This is a genomic window from Enterobacter sp. BIDMC 30, from assembly GCF_000534355.1.
Taxonomy (GTDB): Bacteria; Pseudomonadota; Gammaproteobacteria; order Enterobacterales; family Enterobacteriaceae; genus Enterobacter; species Enterobacter ludwigii.
Genome location: NZ_KI973169.1, coordinates 4468380 through 4487811 on the forward strand (window position 1 = coordinate 4468380; position 19432 = coordinate 4487811).

Sequence of the window (19432 nt, forward strand, 5' to 3'; positions counted from 1 at the left end):
GACCTCAGGATGAGCTTCTTACTTTTAACGATGTGTCAGAACTATCTTGCGCCGGGCGAACAGTGTTGATATTCAATGTAATACCCTGATTCTGACTCGAGCAAAATTTCAGGTGGTGATGTACTCTTCCATCACCCTCTGCAATGCATCCAGTACGTCTAATCAATTAATTAGAGCTGCGCAAGTATCGCCTCTATGCTCGCTTTTGCATCACCAAACAGCATAGTGGTATTTTCTCTAAAGAACAGGGGGTTCTGTACGCCTGCGTAGCCAGTATTCATCGAACGTTTGAACACCACCACCTGCTGTGCTTTCCACACTTCCAGTACCGGCATACCTGCGATGGGGCTTCCGGGATCTTCCTGTGCAGCAGGGTTAACGGTGTCGTTGGCGCCGATGACCAGCACCACGTCGGTATCACTGAAGTCGTCATTAATCTCCTCCATCTCCAGCACTATATCGTAGGAGACTTGTGCTTCCGCCAGCAGCATGTTCATATGTCCCGGTAAACGCCCGGCTACTGGATGGATACCGAATCGTACCTTTACGCCTAGCGCAATCAGCCGACTGGTCAATTCCTGTAAGCGGGGCTGACAAAATACACTCGCGTAGGCCCTTACACACCATTTCAATCCTGCAGGAAGCAAACCTAATGGGAATTCAGTTTAGACTTGCCCATGCCTCAGACGTGGAAGCTATTTTCGACGTCAGAACCTCGGTGACCGAGAATCATCTCAGCCGTAAAGAGATGCAGCAGATGGGGATCACCGAGGCCACGATAGCCGCTATGATAGCGCAAGGCCCCTGCGCCTGGGTGGCGGTTGATAACGGGAAAATCGTTGGGTTTTCAATGATTTTAACGGATGAAGGCTGTCTGTTTTCCGCATGTGTAGTTCCTGATTATGAGAATAAGGGGATAGGACGTGGGCTGGTCAGCGCCGCGGAAACAGAGCTGTTTAAACATCATCAAATTGCCTAGCGCTAAAAACAGCCGTGCGGTGCAGTTTTACAGGCACCTCGGCTGGGGTAATGAAACGGATATTGATGATGCTGACGTTCGATTAGAGAAGCGCAAAATTATCTGAATAAACGCTAGCCCAGTGTTCAGGTCGAAGCCCGTCATGCCCCCTTGATAATGGATAGCGTGGCGTCGGCCCGCTAAACCCACCGCAGGGAGCGAAGGTGTAGCCTTTACGATAACAAGGATGCTGTAGCAAATCGGGTAACCGGGAGATTACCCAAGAAATAAGCCTAAAGGGGTGAAACGGTCTCCACAACATGTTGAAAGACGTAAGGCTCGGAAAGTAGCTCAAACTCTTCATCGTCCGGGTAGGTCACCGCCATTTGATAGTTTTCTCCGGCAAATTCTTTGATCGACTGCAGATCCTGCCACCGTTTTGCCAGAAAGAAATGCGGCCAGTCGCCCTGGGTTTCACTGCGCACGAATGCACCTCTGTTTCCCGGTATGTGCTCCACACCCGTGTTCTCAAGGTGTTTTGCAAAACCTTGCGCATGTTTTAGCGGAACACAGCCGTGTCCTGTTCTGACTATCATTCCCCTTTCCTCTTCCAGTGAAAAATACAACCATGCATCGGCAGACGCCGGACTGTGATTTTCCTGTGAGTGCGGCTCCCAGGATAAAGTGGAAAAAAGGCCGAATATTCCAGCTTAGCCCGGCCCTGTTTTCTGGATGGAGATCGTGCAGCTATGGTATTTAGACGTTTTTAACCTCGTAGTCGGGCAGAGAAAATTGGCTAATAAAAGCATCAAGCGCGTCGGTATCCGGCAGAGCGGTCAGCGCACCTTTGCGGGTTGTCGCGAGGGCACCGCAGGCACCGGCCTGAGCAACGGCCTGGTGGAGCTGTTCAAAGCTCTCCGGCATCCCGTTTTGTGCAATCCAGGCCAGCAAACCGGCGACAAAAGCGTCGCCAGCCCCGGTGGTATCAACACTGTCGACGGTATAACCGTTAAAATGGATGACGCCGTCGCGCCAGAGCACCATGGCACCCTGCGCGCCGTAGGTCACTAACTTTAGCTGCGCGGGGAATGCCTTAAGGGCGTCAAGAGCTCGGGTAAAATCGTGCGTGCCCGTCATCCAGTACCATTCTTCCTCCGAGAGTTTAAGAATGTCGGCCTGTGAGGAAAATTGGCGCACAGTATCGAGCATGTGACGCTTATCGAGCCACATTTGCTCGCGTAAATTCACATCAAAACTCAGCAATCCCCCACGCTGCTTAACTTTGCCGATAGCGGTGGCTAACGTAGTGCGGCAAACTTCGGCGACCAGCGCCAGCGAGCAAAAGTGCAGAATATCGTCGTTAAATTCTGGAAGTCCGTCGGGCGTTAAAAACTGATCCGCGGAAGGATTGGTTAAAAACGTAAACCCGCGCTCTCCATCATCGTTGAGCGAGACCAGCACCGTGCTGGTTCTGTACTGGCTATCCAGCTGAAGGCCTGCGGTTGAGACGCCTGAATCAGACAGCGTTGTTTTTAAAAAATGACCAAAGTCGTCGTCACCGACCCGGCCGATAAAACCGCTCTGGCTGCGTAAGCGTGCGGTACCGACCGCAACGTTGAACGGGGCTCCTCCTGCACAGGCCTGATACTGCATGTCTGAAAGGGGTAGAAGATCGACCACCGCATCGCCAAGCGTCCAGATATTCATGACTTTTCCTCAATAATAATTAACTAATTTTATACATACACGACCTGCGGGCACGTCAGGTTTTGCGCTATAGCCTAACCGTATCCATGCCCCGCCGGTCATTCAAACCTATCTGTTAAAAGTTATAATCCAGCATCACCTTATAATCGGTAGCGATGGCATCGCCGTTAGTGACCCAGCTTCCGCTCTGCTTTATCAACGAGCCGGTAACTTCCCCGGACACCGTGAAGCGGGAGGTCAAAGGATAATTCGCTGACACCTTCAGGTAGCGATTGCGGGTATTCTGGAATACTTCGCCATCCTCGGGCTGGGCATTATCTTTCTTATAATGCCCGTACCCTCCGCTGAGCGTTGTGGATAGCCTCCCCCAGTTGTGCCAGACGCCGAATGAGGTGCTCCAGCTTTTTTCGTCGATATCGCCCCACTGCGCCCGGTCTAAAATGGCGGAAGCGAACTGTTGGCGGAACCAGACCCCGGTGGTGTTGTTGATAATGTATTGAACACCGGGTTCAATCTGAAATGAACGCACGTCACGGTCATTTTGTGAACCGCCGCTGCGGCGGTGGTCAACCTGCTGGTACAGGTAGTTAAAGAAGGAGAGGCTGTCCGTGACGCGCAGATCGGTAAACAGCTTGATGCGCCCCTGCCAGCGGTCCTCAATTGACGAGCTTCCGCCCATAACATCCCAGCCGTAGCGCAGCCGTTTGTAGAAATATTCATGGCCGATAATCAGCTGGGTCCACTGATTCTGGCTGAGGTAAGTCTGATCTTCCCACGTCCCGTTATAGTTGGTGGTTCTGCCCTCAGAGAAAGCCAGATACCAGCCGGGTAACGCATCGTGATGCATAACCCCCTGCACAAAAGTCAGTGAATCCTTCCCGCTGTGGAAATGGCTGTTACGCCAGTTATTATCCTCGATGGCATATTTCATTTTCAGCTGTCCGTGAACGCGGCCACCGGTAGGATTAGAGGAGCGGGCTGAGGTCCACATCACATCCTCATCCAGATATGACCACGGATCCACGGCAACAACCTTTCCCGACAAATCCTTCATGATGCTCATACTTGCATTCGCCAGCGCCGGAAACAGAAGAGCAAAAATAACAGTCAGGGCATGATGGTTTTTCATAATAATATCCCGTTAAATCATTTCTTTTATTTTCAGCGTCGCGTGAAAATTATCGCTTTGAGGCAGGCTAATGCTCCATGGCTTGTTCTGCATGGAATACATCCGGGTGCTGAATGCCGCCTTATCGTTGATATAAAAGACGGCAATCGAGTCCTGGATCAGAACGCGTAGCTCAAGTTTTTCATCGAGCGGAACATCCACCCAGGATTCAGCGTTGGCCTGGTGAATCGACGCCAGCGGAGCGTTGAAAAAATAAACCTTCCCCTTGCTCCTGTTGAACACAACGTTGAGCGTTGCGTCAGCCACCCTGTCGTCGGTCAGACCAAAGCTCATCACCATTCCGGCAGAGGGAACGTCTATCGTCGCGCTTAGCTCTCCTTTTTTGGGCAATGGCGGATAGACAGATGACTGCAGCGGGCCGAACTGCGTTGCTATGTTTAGCGTTTTACTGCTCGTTAAGGGGGTTACCGGACCAGGGTTGTTATTGATCACCGTGCGAAGCTCCTGGGGAAGGATGCTGTTGAGCCGCCCGTTGCTATCTGAGGTGAGCTCATGGGCAACCAGATTTCCTGCCCAGTCAATGTTGCCGCCGTCGCGGGTGCCCGCTTTGGTCGGGATCCAGCCGAAGACAAACAGGCGATCGTTTTTAAGCGCCAGTTTTCCCGCGTAAAAACCCGATCCATCGACCACATAGTTATCCATTTTTTGCCACGGTCCTTCCGGATTGTCGGCGACCCGGTACTGGGTCAGGCGCAACGGCCATTGGTCGCTAAAGCTGAGATACCAGCGTCCGTTGAAGAAGACTAGCGTCGGGCATTCGAGATTGGCATTGCTGGTAATGGTGTCGTTATCAAAAAATACGCCGCGGTCCTGCCAGTTTTCCAAATCGGTTGAGCTGTAGCGGGCAATCACCCCGCGCCCGTTGCTGCGGGTGGTAATTAACATCCAGTATTCTTTCTTTTCTTCAACCCAAACGACATGCGGATCCCGGAAGTCATTCCCCCGGTAGCTAGCGCCCGGCAGAATAGTATTCTGCGGATGTTTTACCCAGTGAAGGCGATCTTTACTGGTGGCATGCATTATCGATTCAACCGGGAACACGTTTTCATTGTGTGCGGTGTACCAGGCATGCCAGGTATCGCCGACTTTAATCATTGAACCGGTTCCCAGCAGCAGTTCAGGATCGTCCACGTCGTTAACGTAGGGAATCACTTCCGAATGGTTTTGATAATCATATAAGTTGCTGCTCGACAGCAGATGTATGGCGTGTACCCCGAGGTCGCTGCCGCCGCGGATATCGTTCAGATAAAAAATATCAAATTCACCGTCGTTATAGACCGGCATCGGGTCGCCAACAAAGGAGCCTTCGACCCGTGGGAAAAAATCTTTAATATGGCTAATGCTTTTATTTTGTAATGTTTCTTTAGACGGCTGCGACTAGGCTGGCATATTTGCAAACGAAAGTACCAGCAGAGCGACCGATGCCGCTAGCGTTAATTTTTTCATGATACACCTGAATGTTAGAAGTTATAATTCACGCCAACCACGGTAAAGGGATTCCATGAGTGTCCGGTAGATGTCCAGAGTCCGGTTTCTTTAGTGAACTGCGCTTTGAATTCACCATATAGTCGAACTTCGCCATAAATCGGATAGCTAAGGGTGCCGCCAATAAATTTATATCGGCCGTCATAAAAAACTTCTTTGGCATTGCTGGCATTATCTATTTTGTCCTGCCCGACGCCAAAATACAGGGAGGTTAACAGCGGATACCAGTTGCGCCACAGCCCAGCGGTGATTTTCCATTCTTCTTCAACAATATCGCCCCAGCTTTGACGCTCCTGACGGTTATAGTAATAATATGGTCGTAAATACAGGCCGAGATCCGGATTCACGCGGTATTGAATGGCTGGCTCAATTTCGAAAATGTACTGTTCAAGATCGCCATTTCCCGGCTCATTCCCCTGGGGCTGGAATTCGCCGTAAGCGTACCCGGCCAGGCTCCATTTGTTGGTCAGGCGGATGTCCTGCCAGACTTTGAAGCGGTTTTTCCAGCGTTTAGTTGCCGTTTCGGAGCCGACCATAACTTCCGTCCCGATATTACCCCGCCAGGTTTCAAAGATATGGCCAACAAAAAACTCATTGATCGTATTGGTGCCGCCGTAGTCCTGATTGCTGAATTGACCTTTATAGCTGTCTTCCCTCGCGTTCCAGAAGCCAAAATACCAGTTGGGCAGCTCATCGTGTCTTAAAAATGCCTGAATGGTAGCGAGTTTGAATTTACCGCTATTTTTCTTATTATTACTCCAGCGCACATCGTCAATTTCTATTTGCGTGCCGATGTTGCCGTGCAGGCCGCCAGCCTCCATGTTACGGCCGATACTGTTCCAGTGAACGGGCGGATCTTCCTGCCTTAAGCGCAGTAGGCTGACGTCCTCAGGATTATCCGCTTTACGATTTTTTGTTACCCCGGCTGATTTACTCTGCGTTACCTCGGGTAGCGTTGTCGACTTCATAGATTCAGCCGCTGCTCCCGCAGCAACAGGGGACGAAGAAGCACTAAGGGACGATTGCGCATTTCCCTTTTTTACAGGCGATGAAGGCTTTTCCTGAACGTCAGGTTCATCCTGGAAATAGCTTTGATAGCTGCCCGTATAGCTTCCTGGCTGGCCGTTGGTTTCTTCAGCGACGGCAGAAAATGCGGATAATGACAGCATCAATGCCAACGTTTGTTTTCCAGAAGCGAATATATTTTTATTTATTGCTTTAATGCGACAGTGAGGCGTTAATATTTTATCCATTTCGCTCTCTCATTATTCCAGATAATAAAATGCCAGCCAGAGACTGGCAGAAATAAAAATCTCATAGGGTAAGAAGCAAAGCCGATCCCGGCGAAATTATCTCTCCAGAGACCAGTATCCGGCGTCATGTAATGAGGCGGCGCCATGACTGGCAAACAGTGAAATATCGCGCTGGCCCGGCTGCGGATAAATTCGGCTGCTTAAGCAAGCTTCGCCATCGTTAACAAAAACCTCCACTGATGAGCGGTCAATAAAGATGCGCAGTGACAGTAGGTTATCCGCTGGCAGCGGAATGCTGCGCGTGCCTTCAAGCGAATACTCCGGATAGCGACGCTCCAGCACCAGACGCCTCGCCTGATCGTCGACATATATTCTCAGCCCGTCGCCCAATGCCATGCCAAACCGTTCGGCCGTAGAGGCGCTCAGATCCCATACCAGCTGCACTTCGACCGCTTCGGCATCTGCCGCGACGGGGACTTGCTGATTATTCAGGCAGCGAACCGGCATCGGATAATAGCTGCCGCGCAGGGCGGTGACCTCCTCGGCGGGCTTCATCCTCAGACGACGATCGTCGGTAAGGCTTAATTCGCGCGGCAGAGAGAGCATACCGGCCCAGCCATCCTGCCGTTCTGGCATCGGCGATTCCCACATATCCAGCCAGCCGATGACGATGCGGCGACCATCCGGGGTCAGGAAACTTTGCGGAGCATAAAAGTCGTGGCCGTGGTCCAGCTCAATAAACTGTCCGTTATGGCTAAACGGTTGGCCTGGCTGCCACTCCCCGAGCAGGTAGCCACTCTGGAAGAGGTTGCGATGGTGATACCCTTCCGCCGCCATGCCCTGTGGGGAGAACATCAGGACGCGCTTCCCTCCCAGGGTAAAGAAATCCGGGCATTCCCACATAAAACCCTTGCCGTCTTCGGCCTCGGCAAACACGCCTTCGTCGTGCCATTCGCGGAGATCGGTGGAGCGGTACAGGCGCACCTGGCCGGTATTCTCCACGCGGGAACCGACAACCATGTACCAGAACTCACCTTCGCGCCACACCTTCGGATCGCGAAAATGGTGCAGCCCTGGCGGGGTATCAATCACCAGGCCATGCCGTTCAAAATGGATGCCGTCACGGCTGGTTGCCAGACACTGCACCTGGTAGAGATTGTCGTCGGTGTCTGGCGAACCGTGAAACTTATGTCCGGTATAAATCAGCGCCAGGGTATCGCCGTCCACCACGGCGGAGCCGGAGAAGCAGCCGTCTTTATCCGCCGGGCCTTCGGGAGCCAGCGCGACCGGCAGATGTTCCCAGTGCACCAGATCCTTGCTGCGGGCATGCCCCCAGTGCATCGGCCCCCATTCAGGGGAATAAGGGTGATGTTGATAAAACGCGTGATACCAACCGTCAAACCATACCAGGCCGTTAGGATCGTTCATCCAGCCTGCGCGAGCGGCAAGGTGATAGCGCGGATACCAGCGCGAATTAATAGCGGATTGTGCTTTTTCAAGCGTCCGTTCAGCCAGTTCTAATAAGGATGTCATCGTCTTTACTCTCGGTACATTACACAGCTTTTTGCTGCAGAAAGGTTGGCTCAGATGAGGACTTATTTGAGCGCAATAGGAAAATGGAAATAAACGTGGTGCAGAACACCATAATGCCCATGATCAGATAGGACTGGGCGAAGCCAAACTTCTCATAGCTAAAGCCCGCCAGCGGGGATAATACGGTGCCAATAATTGAGCTGGTGCAGGCGAATCCCACCAGATAAATGGTGGAGGACAGGCGCTTGTCGAAGTTCAGGCTGTTGTATTTAAAAATGGCGACCAGCAGTATCGGCAGTTCGACGGCGTGGAGCAGCTTGGTAATCGAAATGAGCAGTGGCCCTTCCACCAGCCCGGAAGCGATCATGCGCAGCGCCATTACCATCCCTGCGAATATCAGGCCATTTTTGGCGCCAACGCGGTTAACCAGCCAGGGCGCGCAAAACATGCCCGCGGCCTCCAGAAAGACCTGGAAGGAGTTCAGGTAGCCGAACATCTCGTTGCCTTCTTTCAGCGTCGGGAACTGTGAAGAGAAGTAGACCGGGAATTGCTGATCGTAGACGCCGTAAATACAGGTGCCGACCACGAAGAATATTAGCGCCCAGAAGCGCGGCAGAGTGAGCAGACGCAGGGCATCATCCAGGGAGACCTTTTTAGCGCCTATCTCAAGCTTTTCCATGCTTGCCGGAGCCGCGATCTTTAAGCGGGCCAGCAGGCAGAAGAAGATGACCCCTGAGCAAGAGGCCACCAGAAAGTTAAGGTCAGGGTTGATATTAAACAGCAGCCCGGCAAAAAACGTGGCGACAGCCCAGCCCAGCGACCCCCACATGCGGGCCCGACCAAACTCAAAGGTACTCTGCCGCGCAACGCGCTCGGTATAGGACTCCAGAACGCCGATGCCGCCGTTAAAGGTCAGCCCGATAAACAAGCCGCCGAATACGCTGCCCAGCAGAATATTAATGCTCAGCAAATAGCTAAAAAGCAGGTAGGCGGGGCCGGAGAGAATGAGCAGCGCCGTAATGCACCAGAGCAAATGTTTACGCAGGCCAAGCCGGTCCTGAATAAAGCCGTAGCAAACCTGAGCGAAGAGCGCGGATACGGATAACACGGAAAAGATAATGCCGGTTTCCGACGCTTTCAGCCCCACTTCCTGATGCAGCCAGATGGAAAGGAGTGAGCTTGATGAGGACCAGGTCACAAAGAAAAAGAACAGCAGAGCGCTAAGCAGCAGATAGCTTTGGGAAGGCCTTTTTTTCATCAACGTAATCTCAGAGGAATGATATGCTGAGATGGTAACGTTAACATTTTTGTTCTACACTTGATTTCGCGTTGATATTCGATGTTAATCACAAAAGTTAACGTTAACATATATGCATTGAGATCAAGATCAAATTTATTTTCGTGGCTTGCAACTCCCCGGGGTTCAACGCCTAGAATAGAATTTTTACAGGTGCTCACAGCCCGCTAAGCGGTGGATTGCGTGCAAATCAGGATTGGATACTTAGTTTGATTAATGGAAGGCTATGGCGTCTTTAAAAGATGTGGCCAGAGTGGCCAACGTATCGCTAATGACCGTGTCGCGGGTGCTTAACGATCCGAAACGCGTGAAGCCTGAAACCCTGTCCAGGGTGCAGGAGGCTATCTTACAGCTAAACTATGTGCCGGACCTCTCTGCCCGGCAGGTTCGTCGCGTCGGCTCCAGGAATAAAACGATTGGCGTGCTTGCGCTGGATACCGTCACTACCCCGTTTTCGGTTGAGATAACGCTGTCTATCGAGGAAACGGCCCGCGCGTATGGCTGGAATAGCTTCGTGGTTAACATGTTTACCGATGATAATCCTGACGATATTGTCGACCTGCTGCTCGCGCACCGGCCCGGGGGGATCATTTTCACCACCATGGGACTGCGCGAGGTGAACATCTCGCCCAGATTACTGGAGCACCCCTGCGTGCTGGCCAACTGCGAGAACACGGGAGAACCGGTTGCCAGCTATATTCCTGACGATGAACAAGGGCAGTATACCGCTGTACAGGCGCTGTTAGCGGCGGGATACCGCCGCCCCCTTTGCCTGCATTTACCTGTCAATCATCTGGCGACGCTTCGCCGCCGTAAGGGGCTGGACCGCGCCTGCCGGGAAGCCAATATCAATCCCGATACGCTTGAGCACTGCTATATGCAGTATGGCGATGAGCACTACCGTGATATTCCTGACATTTTGCTGGCGTATCTGGAGCGGGGGCAGCCGCAGTTTGATTCGGTGATCTGTGGTAATGACCGCATTGCGTTTATGGTCTATCAGACGCTGTTGACGCGAGGGATCCGCATCCCACAGGATATTGCGGTTCTTGGGTACGACAACCTCGTAGGGATCGGTAATTTGTTTTTACCTCCGCTATCCACGGTCCAGCTTCCGCACTATGAGATTGGGCGCTTAAGTACGCTGCACATTATTAACGGCGAAAGCCACCGTGAGAAAGTTTTGGTCGATAGTCCCCGGCTGCTGCGAGAATCATTTTGAGCTAGCGGTTAAGCAATCGTCATTTACGCTGCTCCCTCCCTATGCCCGCGGCCAGGTAAACCAGGCCGCCTCACTCTTGGCTCCCCACACCAATACACGCCAGACGGACGCTCATACCCTCCGCACGATATTTTTATCACTCCTGCCCGAGCCGGTTCTTGGCTCGGGGCATGAAAAGCAGAGGCTCACCTTTCCCTGGTATGCCCATTAATCCCTTAAGCCGTTACCATACTGGCGCAGGTAACCCTGGGGTGAGACTCTTATTTTTAACGACGCGTCAGAACGATCTTGCGCCGTGCGAACAGCGTTTCCGCAGACAGCTGGAATTTATATTCCGCGGCCTTCAGCTTTCTCGATTTAAGCAACTTCAGCGTAACGCCACTTATATGCCCTGCTGCAACCCTTCTCTGAATTTCACCAGCGCTCAGCATGAGCTGCTGCTTCAAAATCGACAACAAGCTGACCTGAAATGAACGGGAAATCCTGACACTAACGCGGACCCGCTGGTGGGCAGTGATGCTTACCGGCCAGCGCTCCTGAACGGTAAAATCAGGCCGACCCGATAGCTCGGCGTTGTTCCGCTTCAGCGTCGCGATATCACAGGCAAAATGTTGAACCGTGGCGGCATCGTTGCTCATCAGCCGATGATAAAGCTGGCGGTCAATTTTGCTGACGTGCAGACGAGAAAACAGGGAAATATTCCAGGTGTAATCACAGTGTGTGCATTTATAGATACTCCACACGTCCAGCACCTTCTTTTGCGAATTAATCCGAAATGCACCTGATGGCGTGAAGTCCCGTTTAATGTTGCATGAAGGGCATCGCTTCGCGATGCGCTGATACCCCACAGGCGTGACGGTCCATGTAACTTTCATAACGTACCTTTTTTAACCCATACAAAATCGGATCCGTACTGAACGGACCATAAATTTTTATGTATGAAAAATATTTAAGAGATATTTTTCAGTGGGTTAAAAAAAGATTTCCAACGCAAAAATCCTATAGATAGTCAACGAGATAAGTCGAGACTATCAAAATGGCGCTAATCGGGTAAATGAGTTCAATCAATATTTATGGTGGTTAATCACGCTACTTAAACCCGGGAATTCCCTGACCGGGATGTAATTGCATTTATGGCTCATCAGAAGCAATTATCTCTCCAGTTCTCATGAGCGCCTATCAATTAGCGGTACTGGATAGTTCCACATTGTTTATTATTTGAGTGTGTATTATTCGAATGGCATTATTTAAATAAACGCTAAACAACCATTTATTTAATATGGATATACTGATTTTATTCGTTAACCTGTTCTGGCTAACAAACGAACAGCTCCCCAGCAGGAAACTGTCAACTCGGAAGGAAAACGTTTAGCCGCTTGTGGCTTGTTCTTACCGCCTTAACCGTTACGTTAGCTCCATGGCAACTAACCTTGCTCATAAGTGCCCTGTTTGTGGAATAATTCTTTTTTCATTGTTTAGCAGCCTGAGCAGGCGGCTCTTTTTCAGGAGGCAGCATGCCACTAAATAAAATGAAGCGTCATGCCATACTCCACACGCTCTCTATACCTGAACGTAAACTACGCCCCGTAAAATGGCTTGCTCTTATCTCATCCCTGCTATTTATCTTTCAACTGGCAATTGAGAGCCTGGTCATAAGCGAATAGCAATTCCTGTACAAGACCAAATCTGGAATGATTTTCTGATACCTGTCGGGTGCAGCGCACAAAACTTAACGTACTTTTTTTCAACAACACAAGCATAACGTAGAGTTGTGCATCTGTTGAGTTTCACAGGTACAGACCTGACTGACAGAATCTGAATAAGGAAATGAACCATGGATAACTATACGCTACATCGTGGCAGACTTATCGACCATATCCAGCTCGTGGTAAACAACTTTGACGCAAGCAAAGCGTTTTACACTGCTGTTCTGGCGGAACTTAAGATCCCCGTGGTTATCACCGATGACGATTATATCTGGGCTGACGAACTGGTCATTTCGTCCGTAAAAAGTTCGGAGTCTGGAGGGGTGCCTACAGGACGGCACCATCTGGCCTTTCAGGCCACAGACCGTGAATCGGTGAACGCGTTTTACCATGCAGCACTAAATCATGGCGGACGTGATAACGGCGCACCTGCCGAACGAACCTATCATCCCGGATACTATGCCGCTTTTGTTCTGGATCCGGACGCTAACAACATCGAAGCTGTTTACCATGGTGAGGGTGATCGCAGTGCCCGCTCTGTAGAAATCAGCTTCACTGTCTGAGAAAACAGGGAGCATATTTTCCCCCTGTAGCTCCCGGTAACCGCAATGGAGAGCTTTATCTATGACCGTTATTCCGGTATCAGCCCTTGAATGCAGCATTACGGAGTTGAGCCGTATTCTTGCAGACAGCTTTAGTGAATCATTGACACCGTTTGCGTTGCCACCAGAAATATTTGCCTTACGTTTCATTTCCGAAGGACTCAGTCTTGAAGACTCGTTTGTCTGGCTGGTCAATGATAACCCGGCGGCAATAGCCATCGTAACCCGCAGAATGGACAAAGCGCGTCTGGCCGCATTTGGTGTGTTACCCGAGTACCGGAGCCAGGGACTGGCAAAACAGATGATTACTCCTCTGTTTACCTCCTTAAAAGAGAAAAAGTTTTCCAGCGTGAGGCTGGAAGTGATGCGCGAAAATACCCGGGCCATCGCTCTCTATCACGCGCTCGGTTTTCAGGTTCGCCGACATCTGTGCAAATACCGGGGAGATCCACAGTCTCATCTGGAAATATCTTCAGGGGCTATGGAATCCAAGTCTGTTGATGACTTCCTGCATACCGTCTGGTCTGCACCAGATGATGATCTTCCCTGGCTGGCCAGTCCCCTGCAGCTCTTGTCTATTCCCTGCGACATCCTCAGGGATAACGAACATGCATGGTGTGCTGTCGCCGAGTTCATGGGACAACCTCAGCTCCGCTGTTTGTTTGTGGAACCGGCGTATCGTTACCAGGGACGGGCTAAAACAATGCTTAAGAAAATCAATGCCAGATGGCCTGGCATAGGTACATCAGCCGCGATCCCAGAAACGCTGGCACCATTATTTACTGCGGCGGGTTATCAGGCTGAACCGTTATGCCAGTTTGAAATGGAACTGACATTTTAAACTATCGTTATGCTGCGTTCCGCATGACAGGAGAACAATGATGAGTTGCAGGTTTGAATGGATCAATGAGCCCGCCGTATGGTGCTACGAAAATAACGCCCTGTCGGTAATCACAGATGAGCATACTGATTTCTGGTGCCGTACCTGGTACGGGTTTGAGCGTTTTACCGGCCACATCTACGCTACTGATGTAACAGGTGATTTTACTTTTCAGGTCAGGATCCGCGCAGACTTCACCACACTCTATGACCAGGCCGGAATTATGATGCTCTCTGACGAACAGCACTGGCTCAAAGCTGGCATCGAATTTAACGATGGAGCACCTGCAATCGGGAGTGTACTCACGCGGGGAAATTCGGACTGGGCCACAGGACTCTTTCCTGGGGATCCGAAGGAATTCTGGCTGCGTCTGACCCGTAAGAAAGATGCGTTACGATTGCAGTATTCCTCAGATGGACAGCACTGGCCATTACTTCGCTTATGTCATTTTCCCACGGGCCCAGTAAAAACGGGCGTCATGTGTTGTACACCTCAACGCCAGGGGTTGGAGGTAGAATTTCTTGATCTCAGACTGACTCCTGCGATGGATAAAGAACTGCACGATCTGAGTTGATTAAAATCAAAGGATTACAGAAAACGGAGAACCCGTTTATGAAGCCATTTTCGGGACGCCTTAGCAGGTATGGCAGCGTTCTATTATTTCCACTGGCGATGATCATCTACGATTTTTCAGCCTACCTGACAACGGACCTTATTCAGCCGGGCGTCATTAGCATTATAAATGAGCTACAGGCGGATGTGACGCTGGCTCCAGCATCAGTCAGTTTGTATATGGCAGGCGGACTGGCGCTACAGTGGCTCCTGGGGCCACTCTCCGACCGGATTGGCCGCCGCCCTGTCCTGCTCACTGGTGCAATGATCTTTGCCCTTGCCAGTCTAAGCATGCTGTTTGTCACCTCGATCGAACAATACTTCGTCGCCCGCTTCATTCAGGGCACCAGCATCTGTTTTATCTCAACCGTTGGTTACGTCTCAATTCAGGAGGCGTTTGGTGAAATGGATTCCATCAGAATCATGGCTACGCTGACCTCTATTGTTCTGCTCGCCCCAGTTATCGGGCCTGTGGCCGGCGCTGCGCTGATGGCGTTCATTCACTGGAAACTGCTCTTTGCCATCATCGGTGTGTTTGGTCTGGTAGCATGGTTTTTACTACTGCTCAAAATGCCGGAAACAGTTATATCTCAGGGAAGAGAATTCAAACCGGGTGAAGTACTGTCAGATTTCATTGCGGCATTTCGCCATCCCTTGGTGCTGACCGGCTCACTGGCAGTTGCTTTTGGCAACCTGCCCATCATCACCTGGGTGGCGCTCTCACCCGTGATCCTGATTGAGCACGGGGGTATGTCTCCCGGAACCTATGCCTGGACACAGGTGCCCGTGTTTAGTGGGATCATTATCGCCAGTGCGATCGTAGCGAATTTTATCAAAGACCCGACTTCACCGCGTTTTATCTGGGGGACTGTCCCGATACAGCTTGCTGGCTTGCTGACTTTGCTGGTCGGCAATCTGCTATGGCCACACGTCTGGCTATGGTCAGTACTGGGAACGAGCTTTTATGCCCTGGGTATTGGACTGCTCTATCCGGTGCTGTTTCGCTTCACGCTCTTTTCTCATAACCTGCCAAAGGGCACCGTTTCTGCCACGCTAAATATTCTGGCGCTCGGCATAATTGCCCTTAGCATTGAAATAACCCGCTGGGTTTACTTCCATGCCGGCGGCAGGATTGCTATCCACGGCGCGGCGCTGCTGGCCGGTATAGCCGTCATCATATCAGTTGCCCGCCTGCTTAAACTACGTGGGCAGCATCAGAGCCAGTCAGTATCACCGGCAGGCTGTCAGGAACAATAATACAAATGTAAGTAAGGAGGGGTTATGTTTTCTTACGTGATGCTGGGTACTAGCGATCTGCCACGCGCCATCCAATTCTACGATCCGTTGATGGAATTGCTTGGGTATCCAAAGGCAGGCCGGAATGAAGAAGGCGCGTCCTGGGGCACATTTAGTGCGAATACCACGACTGGCCTTTGCGTGGGCCGACCATTTGATAAACAACCGGCGTCCGTGGGTAATGGGACCATGGTGGCATTGAATGCTGTGTCCGTAGAACAGGTACAGCAGGCGCACACTCTCGCTCTGTCGCTTGGCGGTACGAATGAAGGGGGGCCGGGATATCGCCCCCAGTACGGTGACGGGTTCTATAGTGCCTATGTACGCGATCCGGATGGTAATAAACTGGCGTTTGTGTTCTACGATTTGGTGGAGTAACGGATGTGGTATCGAAGACCTGCAGGGCTAAAATGTCTCAACCACTAGCGATCTTTCGAAAGAATCATTAATTGTTCGATTTCAACTGGTTGTTTAAAATCGTTGCCCCGTTGATTTTTACAAAAATAAAAAATTGACGTGATCAGCTTCTCAATTTTGGCACTCAAACTAGACAAGCTAATCCTGAGCATGTTAGTTATTTAAGCACGCAAGAGAACGGATTTAAATATAAACAAAGTTTAAACCCCTCTCAAATTGCAAAACAAATTAACTGATAATGATTTAGATTTCTGAACCATTATCGCAAGGGTATGTGAATAGAAAGCCCTCAGAGACGTGAGTCTCTGAGGGCTTTTTTTGTTTTTTTATCTTGTTAAGGAGTAAATAAATGTCTAAAGAACGCCGTCTCTCAAAGATTTTTGCAAAAGATGGTAAATCAGTGACATTAGCGCTGGATGGTTACTATTTTTCCACGAAAACAAATGGTATTGATAATACGATAAACCAACTGCCGGCATTGGTTGAGCAAGGGCTGGATTGTGCGTTGGTCACGTACGGCATGCTGAAAAATTTTCGTGAGCCATTAAATTCGGTTCCTGTTGTATTACGCGTCGATAGTACAGTCAGTATTTTTGATAATACCGTTCCCGATACTACCCCGATGTTTACCGTTGAAGATGCATTAAAAGTCGGCGCTGAAGGTGTCGTCTGCATGACCTTCCCGGGTGCCTTCAACGAAGAAAAAACGCACATCATGGCAATGCAACTGGCACAGGCCGCAGACCGCTGGAACGTGCCGCTAATTGTCGAATCACTTCCCTATGGCTACCCCGTGACCAGCGACGACTCGAACAACCCGGCAATTATCGCCGCCTCGGCTCGCGCCGCAGTGGAACTGGGGGCCGATGTCATCAAAACACGTTTTACAGGTACAGCGGAAGACCGCTTGATCGTCGAAGCGGCAGGCGTTCCCGTCCTTGCACTTGGGGGCCCAAAAACCGGCATTGATGGTTACTTCAAGTTTGTTCTGCACTGTATGCAGGTTGGGGCTAAAGGGGTGGCAGTGGGTCGAAATATCACTCAGGACCCGCGACCAGACAGAGTGGTCGCAGGCCTGAATGCTATCGTCCACGAAAATGCCTCTGCGGAAGAAGCATACAGCCTCTATATGGCTAAATAACATCGGATACTAATATGTTTTTAAATAACACCATCATTCCTTCAGTTAGAAAGTATAAGCATTTTGACAAGGCATTATCCTGTGCATCGGAATATGTTCTGTTGTCAGAGGCCAATATCGGCAATCTGCAATCACTGATAGGCAAATGTCATCAAAGTGGTAAGAAGGTTCTGGTCCATCTGGAGTTACTCGGCGGGTTTAAACCCGATCAGGCTGGGATCAATTTACTGAAAAGTTATTATAAAGTTGATGGTGTTATTTCTTCCAATCTCTCCGCCCTGCGCTATGCAAAAAAAGAGGGGTTATTGACTATTTTTCGGGTGTTACTTATCGATTCTCGATCGCTGGATCAGTCTATCGACATCGTTAAACATAACCCGCCGGATGCAATAGAAATCTTACCTGCTGAATATGCCTGCCAGTGCCTGGAATTGATTAGCCGAAATTTAAATGGCTTTGACGTGATATTCATCGCCGGAGGCTTTGTAAAGCGGAAATACCTTGTAGATAAAATATTCCATGCCGGGTTTAAAGGAATAACCACCAGCGAGCCGGGTTTATGGTAACCAATAAGGAGTCCACGGTAATGAAAGATGAATATGTAATGGGTATCGATAATGGCGGGACAGTCACTAAGGCGGCTATCTACGATCGCAACGGCAGCGTGGTTTCTATCGCGTCAAAATCCACCCAGATGCTGACACCCAGGGAATTTCATACCGAACGCGATATTACCGAGCTGTGGGCGGCTAACATCGAGGTCATCAAAAAAGCGATTGAGCAATCAGGGATCGACGCCAGTAAAATCAAAGGAATCGCCGTCACCGGACATGGGAACGGTTTGTATCTGGTAGATGAAGCTGGCAACCCGGTCCGCAACGGCATTATCTCAACCGACAGTCGGGCAAAAGAGTACGTAGAAAAGTGGCAAAACTCACCCGAGTTTTTGACCGACATCCTGCCTAAAACCATGCAGTCAATCTGGGCCGGACAACCCATTGCTCTGCTGGCTTGGCTGAAGGATAACGAGCCGGAGGTGCTGCAGAAAGCACATACCATTTTTATGGTAAAAGACCTGATCCGCTTCTACCTGACCGGAGAGGCTTATCTTGAGCTTACTGACCTCTCCGGGACCAACCTGATTAACGTACGTGACCGCAAGTATGACGATGAACTACTGGCATGGTGGGGGCTTGCTGACCTGCGCGCGAAATTGCCCCCCGTCAAACTGTCCACGGACTGCTGCGGTCGGATAACCGATGAAGTCGCCCGTCAGACAGGCTTATGCGCAGGCACCCCCGTCTCTGGCGGCGTGTTCGACATTTCCGCCTCGTCTGTCGCCTCCGGGATTAATACCCTCAATAAGCTGGCTATCATCACCGGAACCTGGAGCATCAATGAATATGTGACTGACCATCCGGTTATCGACAAAGATCTGTTTATGACGTCGATTTACCCGATCGACGGTAAATGGCTGATAACCGAAGCCAGCCCGACCTCTGCCAGCAATCTTGAATGGTTTATCAATAATTTCATGGAGAACGACCGGGAAACCGCTGCTGCTCAGGGATCTTCCGTCTATGAGTTGTGTAACTCGCTGGTCTTATCCACGACGCCAGAAGAAAGCCATCTGCTGTTCTTTCCTTTCGTATTTGGCTCTAACACCATTCCCGATGCCTCAGCAGGCTTTATTGGGGTGAACAGTTTCCATAAAAAAGCGCATTTCCTGCGCGCGATTTACGAAGGTGTGGCGTTCAGCCATCTCTATCACACCGAACGTTTACGAAACATCAATCCGGATTTGAGTCGCACCATACGAATTGCTGGGGGGGTCACCAACTCGCCGGTCTGGCTACAGGTCTTTGCCGATATCTTCCAGTGCACGCTTGAGATTGTCGATGTTAAAGAGCACGGCACACTCGGAACCGCAATGACAGCCGCTGTCATGATTGGCTGGTTTGATGATGTCTTCGCCGCGTCCAATGAAATGGTGCGCGTCGCGCGTACCGTGACGCCGAATCCGGCCCATCAGCAAGTGTACCAGGACAAATATCAGCTCTACAAAAACCTGTTATCTGAAATGCAGTCCCCATGGAAAAGCTGCAGTAACTACATCACGCATTAAGTGAGGAAT

General features: G+C 50.6%; 19 protein-coding genes. 10 read left to right on the forward strand and 9 right to left on the reverse strand.

From position 1 onward, the window contains the following. Nucleotides 1-170: 170 nt before the first annotated feature. Nucleotides 171-647, reverse strand: a complete 477-nt coding sequence (locus L466_RS01445) for an NAD(P)(+) transhydrogenase (Re/Si-specific) subunit beta (protein ID WP_254915525.1) — start codon at nt 645-647, stop codon at nt 171-173. Between the two features lie 5 nt (nt 648-652). Here L466_RS01445 and L466_RS0122705 point away from each other — a divergent pair, with 5 nt between their 5' ends. Next, a complete protein-coding gene (locus tag L466_RS0122705) occupies nt 653-979 on the forward strand; it encodes a GNAT family N-acetyltransferase (protein ID WP_226862755.1) in 327 nt (108 codons plus the stop codon). Nucleotides 980-1251: 272 nt separating this feature from the next. Here the strand turns inward: L466_RS0122705 and L466_RS01440 are convergent, their stop codons facing one another. The 7 genes from L466_RS01440 to L466_RS01410 form a co-directional block, all read right to left on the reverse strand. After that, nucleotides 1252-1554: a hypothetical protein gene (locus L466_RS01440; protein ID WP_032681792.1), complete on the reverse strand. Its 303-nt coding sequence runs from the start codon at nt 1552-1554 to the stop codon at nt 1252-1254. A gap of 160 nt (nt 1555-1714) precedes the next feature. Next, complete coding sequence (locus tag L466_RS01435; protein ID WP_032681793.1) at nt 1715-2665, reverse strand: aminoimidazole riboside kinase; 951 nt, start codon at nt 2663-2665, stop codon at nt 1715-1717. A 115-nt stretch (nt 2666-2780) separates the two neighbouring features. Further along, the gene (locus tag L466_RS01430) at nt 2781-3794 is read right to left on the reverse strand and encodes an OmpG porin family protein (RefSeq protein ID WP_032681794.1); all 1014 of its coding nucleotides are present in this window, start codon (nt 3792-3794) and stop codon (nt 2781-2783) included. A 12-nt stretch (nt 3795-3806) separates the two neighbouring features. Beyond that, entirely contained in the window at nt 3807-5138 is a 1332-nt protein-coding gene (locus tag L466_RS01425; protein ID WP_255344429.1) for a glycoside hydrolase family 32 protein, read from the reverse strand. 176 nt (nt 5139-5314) lie between these two features. Further along, nucleotides 5315-6592, reverse strand: a complete 1278-nt coding sequence (locus tag L466_RS01420) for an OmpG porin family protein (RefSeq protein ID WP_032681795.1) — start codon at nt 6590-6592, stop codon at nt 5315-5317. A 96-nt stretch (nt 6593-6688) separates the two neighbouring features. Then, on the reverse strand, nt 6689-8125 hold the full coding sequence (locus L466_RS01415; RefSeq protein WP_032681796.1) for a glycoside hydrolase family 32 protein: 1437 nt from the start codon (nt 8123-8125) through the stop codon (nt 6689-6691). Nucleotides 8126-8144: 19 nt separating this feature from the next. After that, nucleotides 8145-9386 (reverse strand): MFS transporter, encoded by a 1242-nt coding sequence (locus L466_RS01410; protein WP_032681797.1) that lies wholly within the window; start codon nt 9384-9386, stop codon nt 8145-8147. A gap of 262 nt (nt 9387-9648) precedes the next feature. Here L466_RS01410 and L466_RS01405 point away from each other — a divergent pair, with 262 nt between their 5' ends. Then, nucleotides 9649-10644: a LacI family DNA-binding transcriptional regulator gene (locus L466_RS01405; protein WP_032681798.1), complete on the forward strand. Its 996-nt coding sequence runs from the start codon at nt 9649-9651 to the stop codon at nt 10642-10644. Between the two features lie 266 nt (nt 10645-10910). On the opposite strand, the gene L466_RS01400 is transcribed toward L466_RS01405, so the two are convergent. After that, nucleotides 10911-11519: a DUF1062 domain-containing protein gene (locus tag L466_RS01400; RefSeq protein ID WP_032681799.1), complete on the reverse strand. Its 609-nt coding sequence runs from the start codon at nt 11517-11519 to the stop codon at nt 10911-10913. Nucleotides 11520-12478: 959 nt separating this feature from the next. On the opposite strand from L466_RS01400, the gene L466_RS01395 reads away from it, so the two are divergent. The 8 genes from L466_RS01395 (at nt 12479) to L466_RS01360 (ending at nt 19423) form a co-directional block, all read left to right on the forward strand. Continuing rightward, nucleotides 12479-12913, forward strand: coding sequence for a VOC family protein (locus L466_RS01395; protein ID WP_032681800.1), 435 nt, complete (start codon nt 12479-12481; stop codon nt 12911-12913). A 61-nt stretch (nt 12914-12974) separates the two neighbouring features. Beyond that, nucleotides 12975-13793 carry a GNAT family N-acetyltransferase gene (locus tag L466_RS01390; protein ID WP_032681801.1) on the forward strand — a complete coding sequence of 273 codons (819 nt, stop codon included), beginning with the start codon at nt 12975-12977 and terminating at the stop codon, nt 13791-13793. Nucleotides 13794-13833: 40 nt separating this feature from the next. Then, nucleotides 13834-14406, forward strand: a complete 573-nt coding sequence (locus L466_RS01385; protein ID WP_032681802.1) for a DUF1349 domain-containing protein — start codon at nt 13834-13836, stop codon at nt 14404-14406. A gap of 38 nt (nt 14407-14444) precedes the next feature. Further along, nucleotides 14445-15701 carry a multidrug efflux MFS transporter MdtM gene (locus L466_RS01380; protein WP_032682066.1) on the forward strand — a complete coding sequence of 419 codons (1257 nt, stop codon included), beginning with the start codon at nt 14445-14447 and terminating at the stop codon, nt 15699-15701. A gap of 24 nt (nt 15702-15725) precedes the next feature. Then, nucleotides 15726-16118, forward strand: coding sequence for a VOC family protein (locus L466_RS01375; protein ID WP_032681803.1), 393 nt, complete (start codon nt 15726-15728; stop codon nt 16116-16118). 388 nt (nt 16119-16506) lie between these two features. After that, entirely contained in the window at nt 16507-17298 is a 792-nt protein-coding gene (locus L466_RS01370; RefSeq protein WP_032681805.1) for a class I fructose-bisphosphate aldolase, read from the forward strand. A 14-nt stretch (nt 17299-17312) separates the two neighbouring features. Beyond that, nucleotides 17313-17864 (forward strand): glycerol-3-phosphate responsive antiterminator, encoded by a 552-nt coding sequence (locus L466_RS01365; protein WP_000479583.1) that lies wholly within the window; start codon nt 17313-17315, stop codon nt 17862-17864. 20 nt (nt 17865-17884) lie between these two features. Beyond that, entirely contained in the window at nt 17885-19423 is a 1539-nt protein-coding gene (locus L466_RS01360) for an FGGY-family carbohydrate kinase (protein WP_032681807.1), read from the forward strand. Nucleotides 19424-19432: the final 9 nt, after the last annotated feature.